The organism is Candidatus Desulfofervidus auxilii, from assembly GCF_001577525.1.
In the GTDB taxonomy this organism is placed as follows: domain Bacteria; phylum Desulfobacterota; class Desulfofervidia; order Desulfofervidales; family Desulfofervidaceae; genus Desulfofervidus; species Desulfofervidus auxilii.
In genome coordinates this window covers 2,170,374-2,191,641 of record NZ_CP013015.1, presented here as the reverse complement: position 1 = coordinate 2,191,641, position 21,268 = coordinate 2,170,374, and the positions used below count along the sequence as shown (strand labels likewise).

General features: G+C 36.0%; 22 protein-coding genes and 3 pseudogenes. 10 read left to right on the top strand and 15 right to left on the bottom strand.

The features are described from left to right. The first annotated feature begins 6 nt into the window (after window positions 1–6). Genes HS1_RS10915 through HS1_RS13705 form a run of 3 tightly spaced genes read left to right on the top strand, consistent with a single transcriptional unit; the run spans window position 7 to window position 4,995 of the window. A complete protein-coding gene (locus tag HS1_RS10915) occupies window positions 7–2,328 on the top strand; it encodes an ATP-binding protein (RefSeq protein WP_066065303.1) in 2,322 nt (773 codons plus the stop codon). After that, complete coding sequence (locus HS1_RS10910) at window positions 2,303–2,674, top strand: response regulator transcription factor (RefSeq protein ID WP_066065300.1); 372 nt, start codon at window positions 2,303–2,305, stop codon at window positions 2,672–2,674. The genes HS1_RS10915 and HS1_RS10910 overlap by 26 nt, the downstream gene beginning before the upstream one ends. After that, on the top strand, window positions 2,671–4,995 hold the full coding sequence (locus HS1_RS13705; protein WP_066065297.1) for an ABC transporter substrate-binding protein: 2,325 nt from the start codon (window positions 2,671–2,673) through the stop codon (window positions 4,993–4,995). The genes HS1_RS10910 and HS1_RS13705 overlap by 4 nt, the downstream gene beginning before the upstream one ends. A gap of 120 nt (window positions 4,996–5,115) precedes the next feature. Here the strand turns inward: HS1_RS13705 and pyrE are convergent, their stop codons facing one another. The 9 genes and pseudogenes from pyrE to HS1_RS10870 all read right to left on the bottom strand — a co-directional run bounded on the left by pyrE (window position 5,116) and on the right by HS1_RS10870 (window position 9,814). Then, window positions 5,116–5,673 carry an orotate phosphoribosyltransferase gene (gene pyrE / locus HS1_RS10900; RefSeq protein WP_066065294.1) on the bottom strand — a complete coding sequence of 186 codons (558 nt, stop codon included), beginning with the start codon at window positions 5,671–5,673 and terminating at the stop codon, window positions 5,116–5,118. A 52-nt stretch (window positions 5,674–5,725) separates the two neighbouring features. Further along, window positions 5,726–6,058, bottom strand: a complete 333-nt coding sequence (locus HS1_RS10895) for a YXWGXW repeat-containing protein (protein ID WP_066065291.1) — start codon at window positions 6,056–6,058, stop codon at window positions 5,726–5,728. A gap of 354 nt (window positions 6,059–6,412) precedes the next feature. Beyond that, on the bottom strand, window positions 6,413–6,796 hold the full coding sequence (locus HS1_RS10890) for a hypothetical protein (protein WP_066065288.1): 384 nt from the start codon (window positions 6,794–6,796) through the stop codon (window positions 6,413–6,415). Between the two features lie 395 nt (window positions 6,797–7,191). Continuing rightward, on the bottom strand, window positions 7,192–8,346 hold the full coding sequence (locus HS1_RS10885; RefSeq protein WP_066065285.1) for a glucose-1-phosphate adenylyltransferase family protein: 1,155 nt from the start codon (window positions 8,344–8,346) through the stop codon (window positions 7,192–7,194). Continuing rightward, entirely contained in the window at window positions 8,346–8,636 is a 291-nt protein-coding gene (locus HS1_RS10880) for a hypothetical protein (RefSeq protein WP_066065280.1), read from the bottom strand. The genes HS1_RS10885 and HS1_RS10880 overlap by 1 nt, the downstream gene beginning before the upstream one ends. A 178-nt stretch (window positions 8,637–8,814) precedes the next feature. Then, on the bottom strand, window positions 8,815–8,931 hold the full coding sequence (locus HS1_RS14090; RefSeq protein ID WP_082757875.1) for a helix-turn-helix domain-containing protein: 117 nt from the start codon (window positions 8,929–8,931) through the stop codon (window positions 8,815–8,817). A 72-nt stretch (window positions 8,932–9,003) separates the two neighbouring features. After that, window positions 9,004–9,173: pseudogene (locus HS1_RS14120) on the bottom strand (AAA-type ATPase lid domain-containing protein). Continuing rightward, window positions 9,151–9,519, bottom strand: coding sequence for a sigma 54-interacting transcriptional regulator (locus tag HS1_RS10875; protein ID WP_066065277.1), 369 nt, complete (start codon window positions 9,517–9,519; stop codon window positions 9,151–9,153). The pseudogene HS1_RS14120 and the gene HS1_RS10875 overlap by 23 nt, the downstream one beginning before the upstream one ends. 76 nt (window positions 9,520–9,595) lie before the next feature. Then, window positions 9,596–9,814: a hypothetical protein gene (locus tag HS1_RS10870; RefSeq protein ID WP_066065272.1), complete on the bottom strand. Its 219-nt coding sequence runs from the start codon at window positions 9,812–9,814 to the stop codon at window positions 9,596–9,598. 715 nt (window positions 9,815–10,529) lie between these two features. Here HS1_RS10870 and HS1_RS14085 point away from each other — a divergent pair. The 5 genes and pseudogenes from HS1_RS14085 to HS1_RS10855 form a co-directional block, all read left to right on the top strand. Further along, a pseudogene (locus HS1_RS14085) lies at window positions 10,530–11,167 on the top strand (IS110 family transposase); the annotation flags it as partial. Between the two features lie 19 nt (window positions 11,168–11,186). Next, a pseudogene (locus HS1_RS14080) lies at window positions 11,187–11,419 on the top strand (hypothetical protein); the annotation flags it as partial. Between the two features lies 1 nt (window position 11,420). Continuing rightward, window positions 11,421–11,735: transposase (locus HS1_RS13700; protein ID WP_245669979.1), on the top strand; the 315-nt coding region annotated here is incomplete at its 5' end. Window positions 11,736–12,241: 506 nt separating this feature from the next. Beyond that, window positions 12,242–13,474, top strand: coding sequence for an inorganic phosphate transporter (locus tag HS1_RS10860; protein WP_066065269.1), 1,233 nt, complete (start codon window positions 12,242–12,244; stop codon window positions 13,472–13,474). 10 nt (window positions 13,475–13,484) lie between these two features. Further along, the gene (locus HS1_RS10855) at window positions 13,485–14,150 is read left to right on the top strand and encodes a TIGR00153 family protein (protein WP_066065266.1); all 666 of its coding nucleotides are present in this window, start codon (window positions 13,485–13,487) and stop codon (window positions 14,148–14,150) included. A 77-nt stretch (window positions 14,151–14,227) separates the two neighbouring features. Here HS1_RS10855 and rfaE2 read toward each other — a convergent pair whose 3' ends face one another. The 6 genes from rfaE2 to HS1_RS10825 all read right to left on the bottom strand — a co-directional run bounded on the left by rfaE2 (window position 14,228) and on the right by HS1_RS10825 (window position 18,828). Further along, complete coding sequence (rfaE2, locus tag HS1_RS10850) at window positions 14,228–14,728, bottom strand: D-glycero-beta-D-manno-heptose 1-phosphate adenylyltransferase (protein ID WP_066065263.1); 501 nt, start codon at window positions 14,726–14,728, stop codon at window positions 14,228–14,230. Next, window positions 14,721–15,497 (bottom strand): carbon-nitrogen family hydrolase, encoded by a 777-nt coding sequence (locus tag HS1_RS10845; RefSeq protein WP_066065260.1) that lies wholly within the window; start codon window positions 15,495–15,497, stop codon window positions 14,721–14,723. The genes rfaE2 and HS1_RS10845 overlap by 8 nt, the downstream gene beginning before the upstream one ends. Continuing rightward, window positions 15,487–16,221 (bottom strand): ComF family protein, encoded by a 735-nt coding sequence (locus tag HS1_RS10840; RefSeq protein WP_066065257.1) that lies wholly within the window; start codon window positions 16,219–16,221, stop codon window positions 15,487–15,489. The genes HS1_RS10845 and HS1_RS10840 overlap by 11 nt, the downstream gene beginning before the upstream one ends. A gap of 142 nt (window positions 16,222–16,363) precedes the next feature. Further along, entirely contained in the window at window positions 16,364–16,615 is a 252-nt protein-coding gene (locus HS1_RS10835; RefSeq protein ID WP_066065254.1) for a hypothetical protein, read from the bottom strand. Window positions 16,616–16,710: 95 nt separating this feature from the next. Beyond that, the gene (locus HS1_RS10830; protein WP_066065252.1) at window positions 16,711–17,862 is read right to left on the bottom strand and encodes an MFS transporter; all 1,152 of its coding nucleotides are present in this window, start codon (window positions 17,860–17,862) and stop codon (window positions 16,711–16,713) included. Window positions 17,863–17,949: 87 nt separating this feature from the next. Continuing rightward, window positions 17,950–18,828 (bottom strand): hypothetical protein, encoded by an 879-nt coding sequence (locus tag HS1_RS10825; protein WP_156469461.1) that lies wholly within the window; start codon window positions 18,826–18,828, stop codon window positions 17,950–17,952. Between the two features lie 537 nt (window positions 18,829–19,365). Between HS1_RS10825 and hutW the strand changes: the two genes are divergently transcribed. Next, window positions 19,366–20,730, top strand: a complete 1,365-nt coding sequence (gene hutW / locus HS1_RS10815) for a heme anaerobic degradation radical SAM methyltransferase ChuW/HutW (protein ID WP_156469460.1) — start codon at window positions 19,366–19,368, stop codon at window positions 20,728–20,730. Next, window positions 20,727–21,263 carry a flavodoxin domain-containing protein gene (locus HS1_RS10810; RefSeq protein ID WP_066065240.1) on the top strand — a complete coding sequence of 179 codons (537 nt, stop codon included), beginning with the start codon at window positions 20,727–20,729 and terminating at the stop codon, window positions 21,261–21,263. Before hutW ends, HS1_RS10810 begins: the two co-directional genes overlap by 4 nt. Window positions 21,264–21,268: the final 5 nt, after the last annotated feature.

Sequence of the window (21,268 nt, the reverse complement as noted above, 5' to 3'; positions counted from 1 at the left end):
TTCCTCATGAGACCTATAAGAGACTTAAGTATTAAAACAAAATTTACCTTAGCCATTATTTCCCTGCTTATTTTAATGGGTAGTGCGTCTTTTTGCATAAGCTATATGCTAGAAAAAAACAGTCTTCTTAAGAATATGAAGTCACATGCTATTGTTTTAAATAAGGCCCTAACCATTAGTATTACAAGTAGAAAAGACATTGCTGACAAAGTGAGGCTCCAGGAATTAGTAGAAGAGGTTTCTTTAACCGAAGGGATGTTTGGTGTGTGGGTAGTGGATACCAATCAAAGAGTCATTGCCGCTACCTTTAGAGAAGATGTAGGTAAGATAACCGAAAGCAACATTATCCCTCAAGTTTTAGAGAAAGGGTATTATATCAGTGGATTTGATTCTAGAATGGGGGAAAAAGTCTTTGCTGCTGCCTATCCATTAAGGATAGATGGAGAGTTATGTGGAGCGGTAGAAGCAGTCTTTGAAATAAGAGAATATCTTCAAACAAAAAAGGCATTCAGAAAACTGATTTTAAGACAAATGGAAATAGATAGCAGGATTATGGCAGAATCATTGAGTTACATTATCAGAAAAATGGAAGCGGTAAGAAAGATTATCCATCTACAAAGGCTGGTGGAAAAACTGGCAAGAGAATCAGAAAATATTTATGAAATTTCAGTTACTGATGAAGATGGCAGGGTTATTGCTTCAAATATTGAAGAAAAAATAAAAACCATTGCTGATAATAAATGGGTAAGGTCTGTTATGAGTGGTAGCGATTTGGCTGCCCAACTGCTACCCTCGCAAAAACTTTACATAATAGCTATGCCTCTCAGAAAAAGTGAAAAATTAGAGGGAGTTATATATGTTAGTTATAGAGCAGATGATTATTATAAGAACTTAGCAAAAATTTTTAAATTTGGTTTATTACTTTCTATAGGTAGCGTTATATGGGGAGTATTTTTTGCCATTCAGCTTTCTAAAGCTATTATTTCTCCTTTAAAGAGATTGACAGAGGTTACCAAACAGTTGGCAAGAGGAGCATTAGAGCAAAGAGCAAGTGTAGAATCTAGAGACGAAATTGGAGAGTTAGCTTTGGCATTTAACAAAATGGCCGAAGATTTAAAGAAGTCCCGAGATGAAATTGAAAAATATAGTAAGACTTTAGAAAAAAAAGTAGAGGAAAGGACAAAAGAGCTAGCCTTAGAAAAGGATAAGATAGAAGCAATTTTGAAAAGTATTGCTGATGGTCTATTTACTATAGATAGGCAATGGAGAATAACTTCTTTCAATAAGGCAGCAGAAGAGCTAACGGGATATAAGGCAGAAGAGGTTATTGGTAAAAAGTGTATGGAGATATTTAAGGCTGAGGAATGTGAAAGAAATTGTCCTATTAAAAAGTCTATAGAAACAGGGAGAGCATGTTTGAATGTAGAAATGAGTATATTTGATAAAAACAATGAAAAGAGAGCTATTATGGCTAGCGCTGCTCCTTTGATGGGTATAGAGAATAAGCCTATTGGAGGCGTAGAGATTTTTAAAGATATCAGTGAAATAAAAAGGCTGATTGCCAATTTAGAAAAAACTAACTGGCAGTTGATGCAGATGCAAGAAGAATTAAAGAAAGCTGATAAAGTAAAAACAGAATTTCTTTCTACCGCTTCTCATGAGTTAAGAACACCTTTGACCACATTACTGGGATATAGTGAGCTTCTTTTAACCAGAAGCCTGGATGAAAAAACAAAAGAAGAATTTTTAGCCTTTATTCATGAGGAATCTATACATTTGGCCCGTTTAGTCAATGATTTGCTTGATATTTCCCGGATAGAGGCCAAAGGAGAGCTTGAAATTGAAAGGAGTCATGTGCAATTGTTGGAAATAATCCAAAAAAATATTCATTTTTTTATGCATTCTACGGACACTCATAGGTTTATTACCAAGTTTGAAAAAAATATACCTCATGTTTGGATTGACCCTGAAAAGATTAGCCAGGTCATAAAAAACCTCTTAGATAATGCCATTAAATATTCAAAAGGTGGTGATATTACCTGTTGTGTTTATAAAAAAGATGGTTGTGTTTGGGTAAGTATTGAAGATCAAGGTATTGGTATTCCCAAAGAGGATTTGCCTTATATTTTTGATAAGTTTTATAGAGGAAGCCGCCTTGATGTAGTAAATATGAGAGGAACAGGATTGGGACTTTCTATTTCCAAACATATTGTTGAAGCTCATGGAGGTGAAATAAAGGTAGAGAGTGATGTAGGTAAAGGAACAAAGGTGGTGTTCAATATACCTATAAATGGAGGACAACATGAAGAAGATATTAATCGTAGATGATGAAGAAAGGGTAAGAAGGTTGATAGAGACTACTTTAGATATTGGTGACTTCCAAATATTCCAGGCTAAAGATGGAGAGGAAGCCTTAAAAATTGCCCAAGAAGAAAAGCCTGCCCTTATTCTTTTGGATATCATGATGCCAGGAATGGATGGATTTGAGGTCTGCAAACGGTTAAAAAATAATTCAGAGACAAAAGGTTCTTATATTATCATGCTTACAGCAAAGGGACAAAAACAAGACATAGAAAAAGGATATGCTGTAGGTGCGGATGATTATTTTGTCAAACCATTCAGCCCCATGGAACTTTTAAATAAAATAGAAAAGGTATTAGGAGAATCCGAGTGAAAAGATTATGGTTATTTTTTATTTTTATTAATTTAGGTATTGCTATATATGGCCTCTATGGTTATTTCAATCCTGAAAGCAAAGTTGCTAAAAAGTCTGAACAAAAGCCCACAGTAGGTGCTTTTGTCAAAATCCAGGGTGTTTCTAAGGATACTATTCTCATAGGTTCATCTCTAGCTCTAAGTGGGCATGCCAGTTTTCTGGGCACCCAATATCTGCATGGTGCTTTGTCTTACATAAATCATATAAATAGAGAAGGTGGGATTCATGGGAGAAAGATAAAAATTATTGCCTATGATGATGGTTATGACCCTCCAAGGTGTGTAGCTAATACCAAAAAACTTATCTTTGAAGATAAGGTATTTTGTCTGTTTTGTTATGTAGGCACACCTACTACAGTAAGGATAATTGACTTAGTAGAGGAGTCAAAGATACCTTTACTGGGACTTTTTACAGGAGCAGATAAGCTTAGACATCCTTTTAGGCAATATATTCTTAATGTAAGGGCCTCTTATTATCAAGAGATAGAGACAATGGTGAGGTATTTTATAGAGCATGAGGGATTAAAAAAGATTGCTGTGTTTTATCAATATGATGCCTATGGATTAGACGGTCTTAGAGGAGCGGAGATTGCTTTAAGGAAATATGGGCTTAAACCTGTAGCTACAGGCAGTTATATAAGAGGGACTTTAGACATAGAAAAGGCGTTAGAAGAGATTATTCGCTCTCAAGCAGAGGGAGTAATTATGGTGGGCACTTATAGTCCCTGTGCCAAGTTTATTAAAGAGGCCAAAAAAAGAGGATACAATCCCATTTTTCACAATGTTTCTTTTGTGGGAGCAGATAAATTGCTTAAAGAGTTGGGAAGGGATGGTGAAGGTGTGTTTATTACTCAAGTAGTGCCTCCTCCTACCGAAAGGGTGTTGTTGCCAGCCTGTGAGGAATATTGTCGGCTACTAGAGAGATATTTTCCTGAAGATACTCCAAATTTTGTCAGTTTTGAGGGATTTATAAACGCCAAGATATTGGTTGAAGCCCTTATGCGAGCAGGTAGGGAGTTGACCAAGGAGGGATTTATTAAGGCCATAGAATCAATGAAGATGCACTATTTGGGGATAGGTGCTGCTCTCAATTTTGGGCCTGATGACCATCAAGGCCTGGATAAGGTATATCTTACAGTGATAAAGAATGGTAAATTTGAGTTAATCCCTGAAAAATGGATTTATAAGACAGCTACCCCTGGAGTAAAAAGCAGAGAAATTCTCATAGGTTCATCTCTAGCCTTAAGTGGGCATGCTAGTTTTCTGGGCACCCAATATCTGCATGGTGCTTTGTCTTACATAAAGCATATAAATAGAGAAGGTGGGATTCATGGGAGAAAGATAAAAATTATTGCCTATGATGATGGTTATGACCCTCCAAGGTGTGTAGCTAATACCAAAAAACTTATCTTTGAAGATAAGGTATTTTGTCTGTTTTGTTATGTAGGCACACCTACTACAGTAAGGATAATTGACTTAGTAGAGGAGTCAAAGATACCTTTACTGGGACTTTTTACAGGAGCAGATAAGCTTAGACATCCTTTTAGGCAATATATTCTTAATGTAAGGGCCTCTTATTATCAAGAGATAGAGACAATGGTGAGGTATTTTATAGAGCATGAGGGATTAAAAAAGATTGCTGTGTTTTATCAATATGATGCCTATGGATTAGACGGTCTTAGAGGAGCGGAGATTGCTTTAAGGAAATATGGGCTTAAACCTGTAGCTACAGGCAGTTATATAAGAGGGACTTTAGACATAGAAAAGGCGTTAGAAGAGATTATTCGCTCTCAAGCAGAGGGAGTAATTATGGTGGGCACTTATAGTCCCTGTGCCAAGTTTATTAAAGAGGCCAAAAAAAGAGGATACAATCCCATTTTTCACAATGTTTCTTTTGTGGGAGCAGATAAATTGCTTAAAGAGTTGGGAAGGGATGGTGAAGGTGTGTTTATTACTCAAGTAGTGCCTCCTCCTACCGAAAGGGTGTTGTTGCCAGCCTGTGAGGAATATTGTCGGCTACTAGAGAGATATTTTCCTGAAGATACTCCAAATTTTGTCAGTTTTGAGGGATTTATAAACGCCAAGATATTGGTTGAAGCCCTTATGCGGGCAGGCAGGGAGTTAACTAGGGAGGGGTTTATTAAGGCCATAGAATCAATGAGGATGCACTATTTGGGGATAGGTGCTGCTCTCAATTTTGGGCCTTATGACCATCAGGGTCTAGATAAGGTATATCTTACAGTGATAAAGAATGGTAAAATATCACTTAAAATGAAGTAAGGAAGGGATTTATTCTCACTTTGGCGTCAAGGCCTTAATAAGTAAAGCTAAAACTTTGTCCCCATGGTAGTGCTTGATAGGTTACTTATAAGATTAGTTTAACAAAAAATGTTTTAAGACCTACCCTTCCCTTTTTATAAAATCTGAGCGAGTGAAAATAGGGATATATTCGTATCCTTTTCCTTCTATGACGGTTCTTCCTCCTTCTTCTCTATCAATAAGTGTTATTACCTTTATTACCTGAAGACCTGCCTCTTCTGCCCTGAAAATAGCCTTGAGCACCGAGCCTCCGGTGGTAACTACATCCTCAACAATAACCACTTTCATGCCTTTCTTAATTAACCCTTCAATCCACCGCTGAGTGCCATACTTTTTAGGCTCTTTTCTCACCAAAAAACCAGTAATTTCTTTACCCTCTCTTGCTGCATGTATTACAGTAGCACATACAATAGGATCTGCTCCTAAACTAAGACCACCAATCCCCTCCGCAAGAGTTCCTTTTATCTCTTCCCAAAATAATTGGCCAACAAGTATCATTCCCTGAGATGTTAGGGTGGTTTTTTTACAATCAAAATAGACATCACTATGTCCCCCAGAACTTAGATTAAAACCTTTTATGGGGTCATAAAGAAAGGAGTTTTTATAAAGCAATTTCCACAGTTTCTTTCTCGCGCTCATTTAAAGCTAATCCTTTGATAAATCAGTCAATATATACATAGACAATTCTTAATTATCGCCAATGACCTGGTATCCAACGCCCTCCAGGTCCATAATGGCCAGGCACCCACACAGCTTTTGCACGTGGAGGTGTAAGTATTTTCCAGTGACCTGGTATCCATTTTCCATTAGGCCTATAATGACCAGGTATCCACACTTTCCCTTTTTTAGCGGGTCCTACATATTTCCAATGTCCGGGAATAAAAACACCATTTGGTGTAGTATGAGGTGCTACCCAAACAAAATTAGGCCCAGGTTTTGGAGGTCTTGCATGAACACAAGATAAGAAAACTAATGGCAGAATTATGATACAGCTTATAAGAAATAGTAGGAATCTTCTAAACATAGCATCCTCCTTTCTAATCTAAATTCCATTGATATTTTTATTAACTACTATACAGAAATAATTCTCTGTTGTCTAGCTAGAAATTCATCCCAAAATCCGCGATTGATTTTTTATTCTATTTTAATTGAGATTAACTTCACTAACCTATTTATAAAAAGTAGGGTTGGTTGAAAGGAAAAAAGTTTTTTCTTTCTCGCCAACCTTAATTTTTCAGGAGCATGCTGCAAAGCGCTGTCAAAGCCGTAAGCCCAAAGGGGGCGGAGTAAAACGGAGCAGCTTTGAGAGCAACCGAAGCAGCGTGTTAAACTAGAAAACAGGTTGGGTAAAGGAATAAAATGTCTTAATATGGAAACTTTACCTTTTTACCAAAGTTGTTCTCTGCGGAACACGCAGGGAAGGACTATCTTCTCTCCATACTATATTCAAATCTAGGGTCTTCTTTCTTTTTAAGAAATAAAGAGACCTTATTTGAGGTTTCTTAATTCCTAATCTCTGAGCTTCTAAATCTATAATTTTTAAGGCCAATTTTAAGGTTACTTGGGGTTTATAATTTTCACTAAATACCAAATCAGTTCTATATACGTTATTAATTTTTCGAGTATACACATAACATGCTAAATCAGATGAAATATTTTCTTGCTTTATATCAATATTCTTTTCTGGGAATAGTAATAGCGAACTCCCAATAATTGCAAAAAAAGTAACCATAAATCCTAACCCGATTTTTATGTTATTCATAATCTTAAAAAGTGCTCTTTTGATGAAATTTACTTATAAAATTACTCAATTTTAAGAGTAAAATATTTTAAGCAATCTTCATACCATAAACAATTTCTTTCTTCACAATGGTTTATTCTCTCTGTAGCAAAACAGGGTATATTACCTTCTGTCTTTTGGATTAATCTGATAAGCTCTGTCTTCCTTAAACGTCCAGGCTATATTCCCAAATTCTTAGCCATTTCTTTTATTTCTTTCATATTCATATTGTTACTCCCTATTCCTCTTCTTCAACTTCTGCCAAGATAAATATGGGAGAAACTATTGCAGGTAATTGTCTCTCTCTTTCTTGGTTTTCTTCTTCCCTTTCCTTTTTTTCTTCCATAATCATCTCCTTATTTTCTATTTAAAACAATTTAACCTATTTTTGCTAGTTTTTTGTCTCTTATTTCTCTTATAAAGATAGGCATTTTCTTTTCTACTTTCTTTTCAGACACCACAAAAATAGGTCTACCTAAGATTTTCCTCGCATTTTCTATCTCTATACCTCTATCAATAATGGCCCTGTGAATCCTACAATATTTACCTATTTTTACACCTTCTAAAAGAAGAGAATCCGAAACCCTGGTGCCTTCTTCCACAAAAACACCAGGACCGAGAATAGATGATTCAACCTGACCTTTTATATTACAGCCTGGAGAAATTAAACTATTTAGAGTGAGGGAAAAGACATTGGAAGGAGGCAATTGTCCTAAGTAAGTATTTATGGGCCAGGAGCTATCATAGAGATTAAATGGAGGTTCTTCTCTTAATAACCCCATATTTGCTTCATAATATGCATCAATAGTGCCTACATCCCTCCAATATGAGTCTAAATTATATGTCCAAACCTTGTATTTCTTTATCATTGATGGTATTATATCTTTTCCAAAATCATGGGTGGAATAAAGATTATGTGCATCTTCATAAAGAATTTTTATAAGCACATCAGTGTTAAAGATATAAATACCCATAGAGGCCAAACACCTTTTCTTTCCCATTATATATCTGGGTTTTTCCAAAAAATTGATTACTCTCCCATTTAAACTTGTCTCTAAGATACCAAATCTGTAAGCCTCTTCCTTAGGCACCTCTACCACTCCTATGCTTAATTCTGCTTCTTTTTCTATATGTGCCATAAGAAAATCTCTATAATCCATACGATAAATATGATCGCTGGCTAGGATTAATATATAAGAAGGGTTAATCTCTTGTATCAATTTAAGATTTTGATAAATAGCATCTGCTGTCCCTTTAAAGCAACCTATCTCCCCGCCTTGTTGAGGAGTGATATATTTAATATTATTTTCTTTTACCCAGTATTTATTCAAATAATCTAAAAGATGATAACTAAGATATTGGCCAATTATAAATACTTTATGTAAACCAGAGTTTAAGCAATTGCTTAATGGAAAATCAATCAAACGAAAAATACCTCCATAAGGCAAAAGGGGTTTAGGGCGAGATTTAGTAAGTGGGAAAAGTCTTTCTCCTTTCCCTCCTGCCAAGATAAAACAAACTACATCTTTCATCAATTTAAAACCTCCCACTGCACTTTAATAAAACCACGGTCTTCTAAAAATAAAAGAATCAATTGCAGAGCCTTTTCATCCAATACATCTTTACCCCAACCTAAATATTCTAGCTTTTTATTCACCTGCTTCAAAGAAACATAATGATTATTAAATACAATACGACTTACTTCTCGTATTAACCCCATCACCATTTCCACACTCATCCCCTTTTGGGTCATGTAGTCTAACAAGTAGGCAATGTAATGATGTCTTACTTCATCTTTTTGAAATTGTTCCATCTTCTCCATCAAATCCTCCAAACTTATGAAACTTAAACTTAACGTATAAAGCAAAAGTCATGCCAATTATTTTTCCTTTTTCTTAAAATGTTTTGTAACGGATTGCCCAAATAAAAATGTTTTAAATACGACCTATAAAAGAAAGATAATAGATATACTGGGTTTTTATCGTTTAAAATACGACCCTTTAATTTTTTATAAGTTTATATTTTTTCATCTTACTATAAAGTGTAGACCTAATAATATTCAAACGACGTGCGGATTTATGTTTATGCCAATTACATTCTTTAAGTACTTCTAAGATAAGTTTTTTCGTATTCTGCTAATGATGTATTTTTTGTGTAGCCTATAATATGAGCCGGCAATAAATTCCTGCTTATGACCTCTTTTTTGCCAAAATTGTCACTTGATAAACCACATTTTCTAATTCTCTTACATTTCCAGGCCAATTGTAGTTATCAATACCTTCATGGCCTGAGGTGTAGACCCCTTTATTTCTTTCCTTAATTCTTTACAAAACTTTTTAAGAAAATAATCGCAAAGCAAGGGTATGTCTTCTTTTCTCTCTCAAAGGAGGCATATGGATAGAGACTACATTTAGGCGGTAATATAGGTCTTCCCTAAACCGCCCAGCGGCTATCTCCTTTTTTAACTCCTTATTTGTGGCGGCAATGACCCTCACATCTACCTCTATAGTCTTCTCTCCCCCTACCCTTTCAAAGCACCTATTTTGAAGCACACGCAACAAAATTACCTGTGTGGTTGATGGTATCTCACCAATTTCATCCAAAAATATAGTCCCTTTATGGGCCAATTCAAAACGCCCTTTTTTTGTACGGACGGCACCAGTAAATGCCCCCTTTTCATGGCTAAAATTGGGATTGCATACCAAAAGAATAGACTACTTTGTCTGTGTTAATCGCCTCTTTAAAATAATACCTTTTTTCCTAGATTTTCCTATAAGTTCCTTAAAGGCAGAAACACACAATAGTCCCATTTTTGTCTAGGACAAAGGTTGAATAGCCATCTTTTTCGTACAATTTCCTCAGATAAATACACAAACTCTCTTGCATCTTCTCTATATTTTTTTGATTCTCTAATTCCTTGAGGATTTTTATTATCTCGCGTTGAAGGGTAAGTGCCCTTACGACATCCTCCCTTTCCTCAAGCCATCTTTCTAACTGCATTTTTTGGAAATCGGCAATGACAGAAAACCGTGAGACTGTCTCCCTTTTTATCCTTTTATAGGAATATATATAAAGATAAGGCTAAATACCAATATACATAGGACAATGGACATTAAGATAGAGAGGATTACCCTATTTCTGATACTAAGAGGTGGCATAGACTTTATTTAACATAAAATAAAAAAATTAAAATAAAATAAATTAAATTAAATTAAAAATGATAATTGTAAGATGATTTATGACCCCTACAATCGCCCTATAAAACAGGGCTACGTCAAAGTCAGGCTATAAGTAATTTAACAAAAAGAACAAACGTTTAAATATGGTCTAAAAAATCCAAATTTCAAAATCCAAATACCAAATGAAATCCAAATATCTAAATGCCAAAACATTAAAACCAGTGAGTAGTGAAATAGTGAGGGAATGAAATAGCCAAATGTAGTGGAATTGGGGTCTATAATTAAAAGTGAGAGTAAAAAATAGGGAATGAAATTAAGAAGCCTTCTTTATGTGATATAAATGATAAATGGCTAGGGGAACATTTGTGGCTAACGGGGTCAGTCAATAATGTTGAATTATTGTGACTCGGTTTGAATTGCCGGATGTTCTCCTGCCAATACCCTGTCTAATGGAAAGGTGCCTTTAAGTGGCTATTATAGACGGGATAAAGGTATTGGCAGAGCCATAAAATATCAAACATAAAGGAGGGTGAGGCGTGAAAAGGTTATCTGGAGGAATCGATATTGGCAGTGATAATCATCACATAATTATCATGGATGATGAAGAACAGATTTTGTATGACCAGAAGATAGCACACAAATTCAGTGAATTTTATAAGGCAGTTAGAGAATTTAGAGAGATTGAGAAAAGAGAAGGTGGGATAATATCATTTGCAATTGAAGGAAAGAATGGATACGGAGCACCATTTGATCGGATACTTATAGAGAGCGGATTCACCTTATACAATGTAGATAATTTAAAATTAAAACAATTTCGGAATGTATTTGGGGCAGAATGGCGTAACGATAAAAGGGACGCAAAAATGTTAGCAAAAATGCTGAAATTAAGAGATTATTTAGACGCTGAAAATGAAAAGGCATTCATTGCGGTAGAGAAGGCAACAAAAATCAATGAAAAGTTAAAGATTCTGTCTCGGCATCAACAAACCCTGATAGATGAGAAGATAAGGTTGCAAAACAGGCTTCGAAAAAGGCTATTAGAAGTATGTCCTGAGATATTAGAGATTGGTGATACAGACAGCAAGAAGATGTTGAGGCTTCTGGTAAGGTATCCTGATTTTTCGAGATATAAGAGACTTACTATGGGAGCTTTACTTAAAATAAAGATGATTGGNAAAAAACAGGCCTCTTTAATGTTAGAAAGTCTTCGCAACACAAAATACGTCGAAGAACTGGCAGATATATACAAAACGATTATATCATCTCATTCTCGGCGTATTTTAGAACTAAAAGAGGAGATTGAGATGTTGGATAAGAAGCTGGAAAAGCTAGGAGAAAAGAGTTCTGAGGTCAAGCGTTTAAAAAGTATCTCAGGAGTAGGAACAAAGCTTTCAAGCAGATTGGTCGGAGAAATTGGAGATATCAANAGATTTAAAAACGAGAGGCAACTTGCGATCTATTGTGGTGTAGCCTGTATAGATGATGAGTCTGGTAAACACAAAAGGACAAGAGTTGTATATAAGGCTAATAAGATATGTAAAGCAACTATGATTGAAATTGCGGGCTGCACAATTCGGTATGTTTCAGAATCCGCTACTTACTATGCTAAAAAACGGACTGAAGGGAAAGAGCATAACCATGCCTTGCGCTGCCTTGCTAGACAATTGATAAAAGTTATTTTTAAGATGTTAAAAGAAGACCGAGACTATATCTTAAAGGAGGAAATGGAGAAGGCTGCTTAAAAAATATTTCCATTTTTTACTTGACTTTTTAAATGGAAAGTTCAAACCTACAAAATACAGTTAAGAAAATAGAAAACGGAAAACAGAAATTCCCAGTTCCCAATTCTAACATGTAAACGTGTCAATGTGTAAACGTGTTAACGTGCATAAAGAAGGAAAGGGAAACGGGAAACAGAAAATAGAAAATAGAAATTCCCAATTCCCAGTTCCTAATTCCTAATTCTAACGTGCCAACGTTCTAACGTGCAAACGTGTAAACGTGCTAACGTTCCAATTTGACAGGTACGGTCTTAAATAAAATATTTGTATGGTTCCAACCCTTAAAAAATGATTTTTCATACCTATGCGTAAGGTCAGTTATTCCATTTGTAGGTTTTTTAAAGTTATTACGGATTTGAGGAGCTTACCTTTCTTTTTAGAAAGCTTCTGAAAATTCTGGGAAAGTCCTGAAGAAATATTAGTTGACTTTCTCTAGGGTAAGTGCTAATTAACATTGGTTTTTTCCAATGGAATATTCTTTGTTCTTTCTTATAGGTGGTTTTGTTCTAGGCTTTGCGATGGCCTGGAACTTGGGAGCTAATGACGTAGCCAATTCTATGGCCTCAGCCGTTGGTGCCAGAGCCATCACTATCAAACAGGCCATGTTTATTGCTGGCATTCTCACCTTTGTAGGTGCAGTTTTTATCGGTGGACATGTGACTGAAACAGTCAGAAAGGGCATTATCTCCTTTGATGCATTTTCTGCTCACCCTGAATTTATCGTAATTGGCTCGTTTTCTGCTCTTTTTGCTGCCAGTGTCTGGGTTTTTGTAGCCACATGGGCAGAGATGCCAGTGTCTAGTACCCATTCTATTGTAGGTGCCCTTATGGGGGTAGGGATTATAGCTGGTGGTTTTGGAACAGTCCACTGGGCAAAGGTAGGCCAGATAGTATCTAGTTGGATAATATCTCCTTTTTTTAGTGGGATTTTGGGTTTTATTTTTTTTATAATTATTAGAAAAACAATTCTAGAAAAAGAAGATTATGTGGGTATGACCAAAAAGGTTGGTCCTTTTTTGGTTGCTTTTGCGGTGTTTATAATTGCTATGTCTTTTTTATTAAAGACCCCTTTAGGTAAAAAACTTGCCTTGGGCACATGGGGTTGTTTTGGTGTGGCTACCACAATTTGTGTGTTATCAGGTATTTTAGGAAAAATGTTAATTTCTAGATGGATAGGAATGATAAAGAATGACATTGTGGAGATGGTTTTTAGGAAACTTCAAGTTTTTACTTCTTGTTGTGTGGCTTTAAGTCAAGGGGCCAATGATGTGGCCAATGCTGTGGGACCAGTAGCGGTAATCTATTTTGTGATAAAGACAGGAGGGGTAGGAGAAAAGGTGCCTGTGTCTCCTATGTTATTAGCATTTGGAGGATTGGGTATAGCTTTAGGTATTATTACTTTTGGACATAAGGTAATTAAAACAGTAGGATTTAAGATTACCCATCTTACAAATACCAGGGGCTTTTCCATAGACCTCAGTGCAGCGGCTACTATTCTTATAGCCTCAAAATTGGGGTTGCCTGTTTCTACCACTCATGCTGCAGTAGGGGCGGTAATTGGTATTGGACTGGCTAAAGGTTTTGAAGCAGTGGATATAAAAATTATTTTTAAAATAATTCTCTATTGGCTTATTACCTTACCTATGGTAGCATTAACCAGTATGTTAATATTTAAAATTTTAACAGCCATTTTTGTATAGGAGAGACTATATGCGAGTTCCTCTTTTTTATAGTTTTGTCAGTTGTCCATTTAAAAGTCTAGCGCCTTTTGTGGATAAAATAAAGGAAGGACTAGAGATACTTAAAAAGGCTGTTCATAGCTATGTAGAGAATAACTATACCGATTTTGAAACATTTTCTGAACAGGTATGTAAGATTGAACAGGAAGCAGACCATATGAAAAGAGAGATTAGAAATAGCCTGCCCAAAGGGGTTTTTATGCCTGTAGATAAATTCCAGTTTTTTACTTTAGTTAGAGAGCTTGACCAGATTCTAGATAGGGCCGAGGATATAGTAGTCTGGCTTTCTTTTAAAAAAGGTGTGGTGTTACAACCCATTAAAAAGGAGTTTATAGCCCTTTTAAACATTTCTATCCAAACAGTAGATATTTTGGCTGAAGTTGTTCACATTACACCTCGCGCAGTAGGGTTTATCAAAAGAGATCGAGAATTGGTGAAAGAAAAGATTAGAGAAGTCAGGCTGATGGAATATGAATCTGACCAAATCGCCCAGTGTATTGTAAAAACCATCTTCAATTTAGAGAAAGTGGATTGTCTCACCCTTCACCACCTTTTAGAGACCACCAAATATATTGGTAATATTGCTGACCACGCTGAAAATGCAGCCGATATTATACGGGTAATGATTGCTAGGTAAAAAATGAAATATATCTGAATCCTAAACGCTAAATCCCAAAATCCATTTTTATAATTAATATCTTTTGTCTGTTTTGGTTATTGAATTTTTTTGTTTTTATTAAACTTCTTTAAAATTCTCTCTATAATGTTACTAGTTGAGACCCCTTCTATAAGTGGAATTGTTTTCACCTCTCCTCCCTTTTGAAGTATGTATTCCCTCCCTACAATCTTTTCTTCAGGCCAATCTGCTCCTTTTACTAACACATCTGGTGTTAAGAATTTAATCAAGGCCAAAGGGGTAGGGTCATTAAAAATCACTACCCTATCTACAGATTCTAAGGATGCTATTATTTCAGTCCTCTCTTTTTCTGACATTATTGGCCGCTGATTACCTTTAATTTTTCTGACAGAATAATCACTATTAATGGCTACAATCAGTTTATCTCCGCACTTTTTGGCTGCCTCTAAATAACGGACATGGCCAATGTGTAGAATATCAAAGCATCCATTAGTGAATACTATTTTTAGCCCTTGTTTTTGCCAGTTTTTTAATTCTTTTTTCAGTGCCTTCCAAGAAACAATTTTTTCTCTATACATTATAAATCTCAGGTCTTCTGGATTTTAAACAGGGAATTTCCTCTCTGAAGGTATAAACTCTTTTTAAATCTATTTCTGTAATTAAGATGGTTTCAGAATCATCTGCCTCTATTAAACAGGTGCCATCTGGAGATATCACCGCTGAGTGTCCTCCCATTTTTATTTTATTCTGAGTCCCTGAAGCATTGGCAGCAATAACAAATAGCTGATTTTCTATAGCCCTAGCCCGCAATAAAATCCGCCAATGCTCTATCCTTTCTAAAGGCCAGGCTGCACTTATGGCCAATATTTCCGCACCTTTTAATGTTAAACAGCGAGCTATTTCAGGAAAACGCAAATCATAACAAATAAGCACTCCAATTTTGCTCAAGTGGGTGGTGACAACTACTGCCTTCTTACCAGGAGTAAAATGTTTATCTTCACCGCTAGGAGTGAATAAATGGGATTTTTGATAAAAATCTAATAATCCAGTTTTATCTATCAAAAAAGCTGTATTATAAAGTTTCCCTTTTTTAATTTCCGGCAATGTTCCTATTACTAAGGTATTAGCAGTTATTATTTGTTGAACTTCCTGTAAGATTTTAGGTGTAGTTTCCGCTATTTTCTCTAAGTGTTTATAATCAAAACCGCTCGTCCATAATTCAGGCAACACAATTAGCCTCACCCCTTTTTCCACCATATTTTGGATATTAGAAAGGGCATAATTTACATTTCTATTTATCTCTCCTAAATGAATATCCAATTGAATAATTCCTATCTTAACTAACATCGGTTGTCCTGGACAAAGTAGCTACCCAAACCCCACTGGCCCCTGCTTTATGTAAGACTTTTGCACATTCATTAACCGTACTGCCTGTAGTAAAGACATCATCTATTAAAAGAATCCTCTTTCCCTTTACCAATTGGGGATGAATGACAGCAAAGCTCCCTTTTACATTTTTATGCCTTTGTGCCTGCGAAAGTCCCACTTGGGGAAGGGTAGGTTTTACCTTTTTTAACACCATTTTTTCACAAGGAATTTTTAGATATTTAGCAATTATTTGGGCCAAAAGCACACATTGATTATACCCTCTTTCCCTTAGTCGTTTAAGATGCAAGGGGACTGGAATTACTGTTTCTGGTTTAATTTGTCCTAAGAAATCCTGTAAATGAAAAAGGAGCATTTTAGCTAAATCATTGGCCAAAGCGGTATTACCTTTAAATTTAAATTGGATAATGCTTCTCTTTATGGGTTCAGTATAAATAAAAACTGAACGGGCAGCTTTAAAAAATGGTGGGTTTTTAAGACATCCACCACAGACATGGGTAGAGGTATATTTGAGGGGAAAAGGGCGGCCACAGATTTGACAGAAAGGTAAGGTGATAACTTGGATAGATTCCTGACATTCTACACAAAAGAGGGAATTTGTATTTATTTGTTTACCACAGCCAGCACAAACAAGAGGGAAAAAAATATCTCTTATTTTTTTAAAATATAACTTTCCTTTCCACATTTAGAAACAGCATTTTATATCAGTATCACAAAATAGGCAAATGAGCCTATCTACCCAAGATCCGCGATGGATTTTTGAGGATGACTATTGGAAGAAAGTCCTGTACCTTAAGGGACTCAGGTAAGTCCCTTAAGGTAGACATTTAATGATGTGCTGGTTGTGTCTCTGATTCTTGAGGATGTTCTGTTGGAGTCTTTTGCTCTTGTGATTCTTCAGCCTGTTTAGTTTCTTCTTCTGCCTTGGTTTCTGCCGGAGCCTTGTGTTCTGCTGGTGCCGGAGCCTCTTCAGTCACTTTCGTTTCAGGTGCTTTTGCTTCCTCTTTCTTTTTGCATCCTATTCCTACCGAAGTTACTAAAAATAACCCTACCATTAAACAAATCAAAAACTTTTTCATTCCCTTTTACCTCCTTTTTTAATAATTTTTTAACAAGTTAATATTGCCTTTTTGAAATGATTTGTCAATAAGAAAAATTTTATTTTGAAAAAATATTAATATTGACTTCTACTATTATAACTTTCTTTGCGGCCCATTTTAAGTATTAAGAAAAACGCCCATAAGATAGATAAACAACCACTTATAATAAATGGTAAGGCATATCCAAAATTCTGGTTAATAATCCCAGCAATAGTAGCACCCAAAAAAGTTGCTCCTGCCCGGATAGTGAAAAGAAGTCCCGAATGTCCTCCAAGACGCTGGGAGGGAAAAAGTAAGGTAGTAAGAAGACTTACTTCTAAAAGCATTAAACTGTCTCCGGTGGTGTGTATTAAACGAACCAAAACAAAAGATTTAAATGTGGCAGTCAATCCGGTTATACCCTGAAACAATCCAGAAAGAAGTAAAGAGATGCCTAGCCAAGAAAAGGCTTTATTTTTAATCCCCTTTAAATACCCCAGGGGAGGTGAGATGATAGCCATCCAAATGCCAATGATTGTGAAAAAGAAACCTATATAAAATGATTCTACCTGCAATTTCATCTTCATATAAAGAGAAAGATTGACTCTCTCTATGCCAAAATGCAGACCCATGATTAAAACAGTGACCATTAATACCCAAATAAAGGGATTTTTTAGGTCTTGATAGTAATCTTTGAATAAAAAAACAGTAGGGGGCATGTCTGGCAAAAGCGTTATATCCATTATAAAAATAATTCCTACTAATATTGCCAGATAAAATAAGGAGTTTATGGGGAAATATTCTAACAAAATTCCACCGCAAAGAGGTCCTAGCGCATATCCCAAACAAGCTGACGCTTGAAAATAGGCAATTTCCTTTCCTTTACTGCCTACATACTTTAAAAATAGCGTAGGAAGGATAATAATTAATCCTCCTGCTCCAAATCCACCTAAGATAACGGTTATTAAAATAGGAAGAAATGTTTTGGCTATAGTCAATGACAAAAAGTGGAAAGTGAAAAGAGAAGAGCAAAATAAAAGTAATTTTTTAGAAGACAGACGGTCAGAAAATAGTCCTATGGGAATCATTAGTGATAGAGCAGCAAAGGAGTAAGAGCCAATAATTAAGCCAATTTGGGCGTCTTTAATCCCATAGGATTTTAAAAAAATAGGTAAATAGGCAAATATCATCCAGTAGAGGAAGGCAAAAAGACCCCTAGCAATAATGAAGGGAAGTATTTTAAACATAGATTTTGAGCTTACTCTTTCTAAAACACCATTTCAAGCAGGAAAGAAGTAAATTCCGAAAAGAGAATCATCATAGACTATTCGCCTTCATTTCTCATTTTTTCCGTAACAAAGAGAATTCCATAGGGCCCACGCCTCCTCTTGATATTGGAGATTGTGATTGAAGCCGCCATGTCCTTCTTTTCCTATTCGCAGGATATCAACAATGCCTCCAAGTTGTTCGATAATGGTTTGCGATTGGCGCATTTCATTTTCACCATGTCTGCGGTCTCGCTTACCTCCCCACAGATAAAAGTGCAGGCCTGCAAGAGGTTTGTCACCATGCTTTCCGGAAAGCAATTCACGCATAATGGGTAGGTTTTTTCCAATGCCTCCTGATGTAGCTATGAAAAGGGCAAAATATTTATTCCCTTCGTTTTTGTCCAAATGTGCAAAAACAGCGCACTGAGTGCTTGAGCGACTGAACCCCAGCCAAGCACATTCACCGGGTGAAATCCTATGTATTCCATCAATATAGGAAAGTCCCTCTGAAATTAAGCGATAGGTATCCCTAGCATTCCTAATGTATTTGTATTTGATTTTGCGTTTCAGAGTCTGTTTTCCAGTTGGCCACCCCCATTGGACCGAGAGAATCCCGAAGCGATACTTCCTTGCAGTATTCAGGAAATTCGACATATGCCGATAAGCATTACCGTTTGTTCCATGCATAATAACAAGAATTCGGCGGTTTGGAAGTTCGTCAAACCCATCAGGAAGCCAATATACAATGAAAGGTTTATGTCCTCTCACAATTAGCGTTTTCGCCCCAGCATCAATCATTTGCTGATAAATAGTAGGATTAATCTCCGCAATTCCTGCAAGATCCTTATCAGATTCGTATAGTTCCGCTGCATAAATAGGTTGAGAAATTGAAAAAAACAATAAGGTGAGCATTTGTGAAACAATTAAGATCGCAATTCTATTCATTCCATTTCCCTTTAGGTGAACGCCTATTATCTTTTCCAATTTATCAAGAACCACATCTACCGCAACATATTTTTCGATATTCTTAGAAAACAGTTTTTAGGGCATTCATTTTTAACTTTTTAGAAAATAGTGAGAAACCTTCTGTAATTGTTCCTGGGTATACATCCACTGATTGCAAAGGACTAATAGTGATGAGTTTGATTTTATCCTTAAAAACATAAATCTCAGGTGAGTAAGAATAAGATATTTTCATATTAGAAACCTTGGTATTTTGATATGTATAACACTTTTGATTCATATTTACCCTGACCTTTAACCGTACATGTTCTCTTCATATCAAAATCTACCCTATATGTCAACAAATTTTCCCAAGCTGTTAAAAAATTCAATTTTTACATAGCTTCCTATGCCATTAAAAAACTGAAAATAAGGCAAAAGAAAGTAGGATGGTTTAATTTTGTCCTTAACAGAAGGACAAAATTGGTTTCAAATGTTCTATTTTTTGCCTTAAGCCCTTGTTTTGGTATAATAAGTGAAATGACAACAAAGGAATTACAGAGATTCTTGGCTAATGAAAATAATGACCCTTTACATGCTGCCTTTGATAAGAAGGTAAGAGTGCATCCGGGTGTTAAGGGAGAACCTATTGATTCCCAAATGATTCAAAGAGTATGGAATGACTCTTTAGCTAGAAAGGGAAAGAAACAAAAAAGAATAGCTTATTTTCATATCCCATTTTGTGAAACCCATTGTCTTTTCTGTGGTTTTTATCAGTATCCTTATAGAATTGAGGAAGAAAAGTATTATATAGACTGTATCATAAAAGAATTGGAGATGGTAGCTCATGCCCCATTTATCAAATACCACCCTTTCCATGCTATTTACCTCGGGGGAGGCACTCCTACTGCCCTCAGTGCCAAAAGTCTCTCAAGGGTCTTAAAGGCCATTTATAACACTCTACCACTGGCCAATGATTGTGAGATTACTGTTGAAGGAAGATTATACCATTTTTCAGATGAAAAGGTTATTGCCTGTTTAGAAAATGGTGTTAACCGCTTTTCTATAGGCATTCAGAGCTTTGATACCCTTGTTCGAAAAAAGATGGGGCGTATAGACCCAAAGGAAAGGCTGATAGAAAGGCTTAATTATCTTCATAGTTTGGATCAAGCCGTAATAGTTATAGATTTGATTTACGGTCTTCCTTATCAAACTATGGAAATATGGGAACAGGATGTAACACAATACATAAAATTAGGACTGGATGGGGTAGATTTATATCAGCTCAACATATATCCTGGAGGAAGATTAGAGCAGGCGGCAAAGCAAGGCATTATCCCACCACCAGCAGATGTCCATAAACAGGCAGATATGTTTGCCAGAGGGGTGGAGTTATTGAATCAAGCTAGGTATAACAGACTTTCTATTTGCCACTGGGGAAAGACTACCAGAGAAAGAAATATCTATAATATATTGGCTAGAAAGGGCAGGGTGTGTATACCATTTGGTGCTGGAGCTGGCGGTTGGCTTAAGGGGTATTTTTTCTATCAAGATAACAAATTGAGAAGTTATTATCAAAGAGTGGAAAGAGGAGAAAAACCTATTTCTATGGGCATGAAATGGTCTGATTATAGTAATCTTTTCAGAGATATTGTAGGAGATATGGAATCCTTACGTAGTTGTAACCTAAGAGGTATTGGGAAATTGTATGGTTTTGACTTAGAGGATATATTTTCCCCATTGCTTCAACAGTGGGAAAGGGTTGGTCTGATCAAAATGGACAGTGGCTGGATGGAACTCACCCTGGCAGGTGAATTCTGGCAAGTAAATATTTGTCAGGCACTGATTGATTATTTTGCCTTAGTAGTCAAAGAGAAAGGAATTAAACCAGGAGAAAGGGCATGAAGACACTAATTGCTTGCGGAACAAAATATGGTTCTACCATGACCATTGGTCAGTGGATAGCAGAAAGGCTTCCATTTGGTAGTCAAGTATGTGATATAAAATATGCTCCATCTCCAGATGATTTTGAGCTGGTAATTTTGGGTTCAGCTATCTATGAGGGAAAGACTTTGCCCCAATTTGATAAATACATAGATACCTATTTCCAAATCCTGGAACAGAGAAAAACAGCTATCTTTGTAGTATGTTTGGATACCAAAGGGGTTTTCGTAAAAGGCCGGGTTCATGGAGGATGGAATTATATTTTGCCTATTATAAATAGATTTAAAACTCCACCTATCCATGCTGGCATTATGCATGGGGAAATCAATCCATCTAAGCTCACTCCTGAGGATACTGAGAAGCTTATGCACTTTTATAACCAAATACTTCATAGGAATTATTCCACACCCCCTTACAGAACTATGATGAATAAGCAAGAAGCATGGGAATTTGCAGAACAGATACTTAAAAAACTTAAGGGAGAGCGTTATTAAGGGAA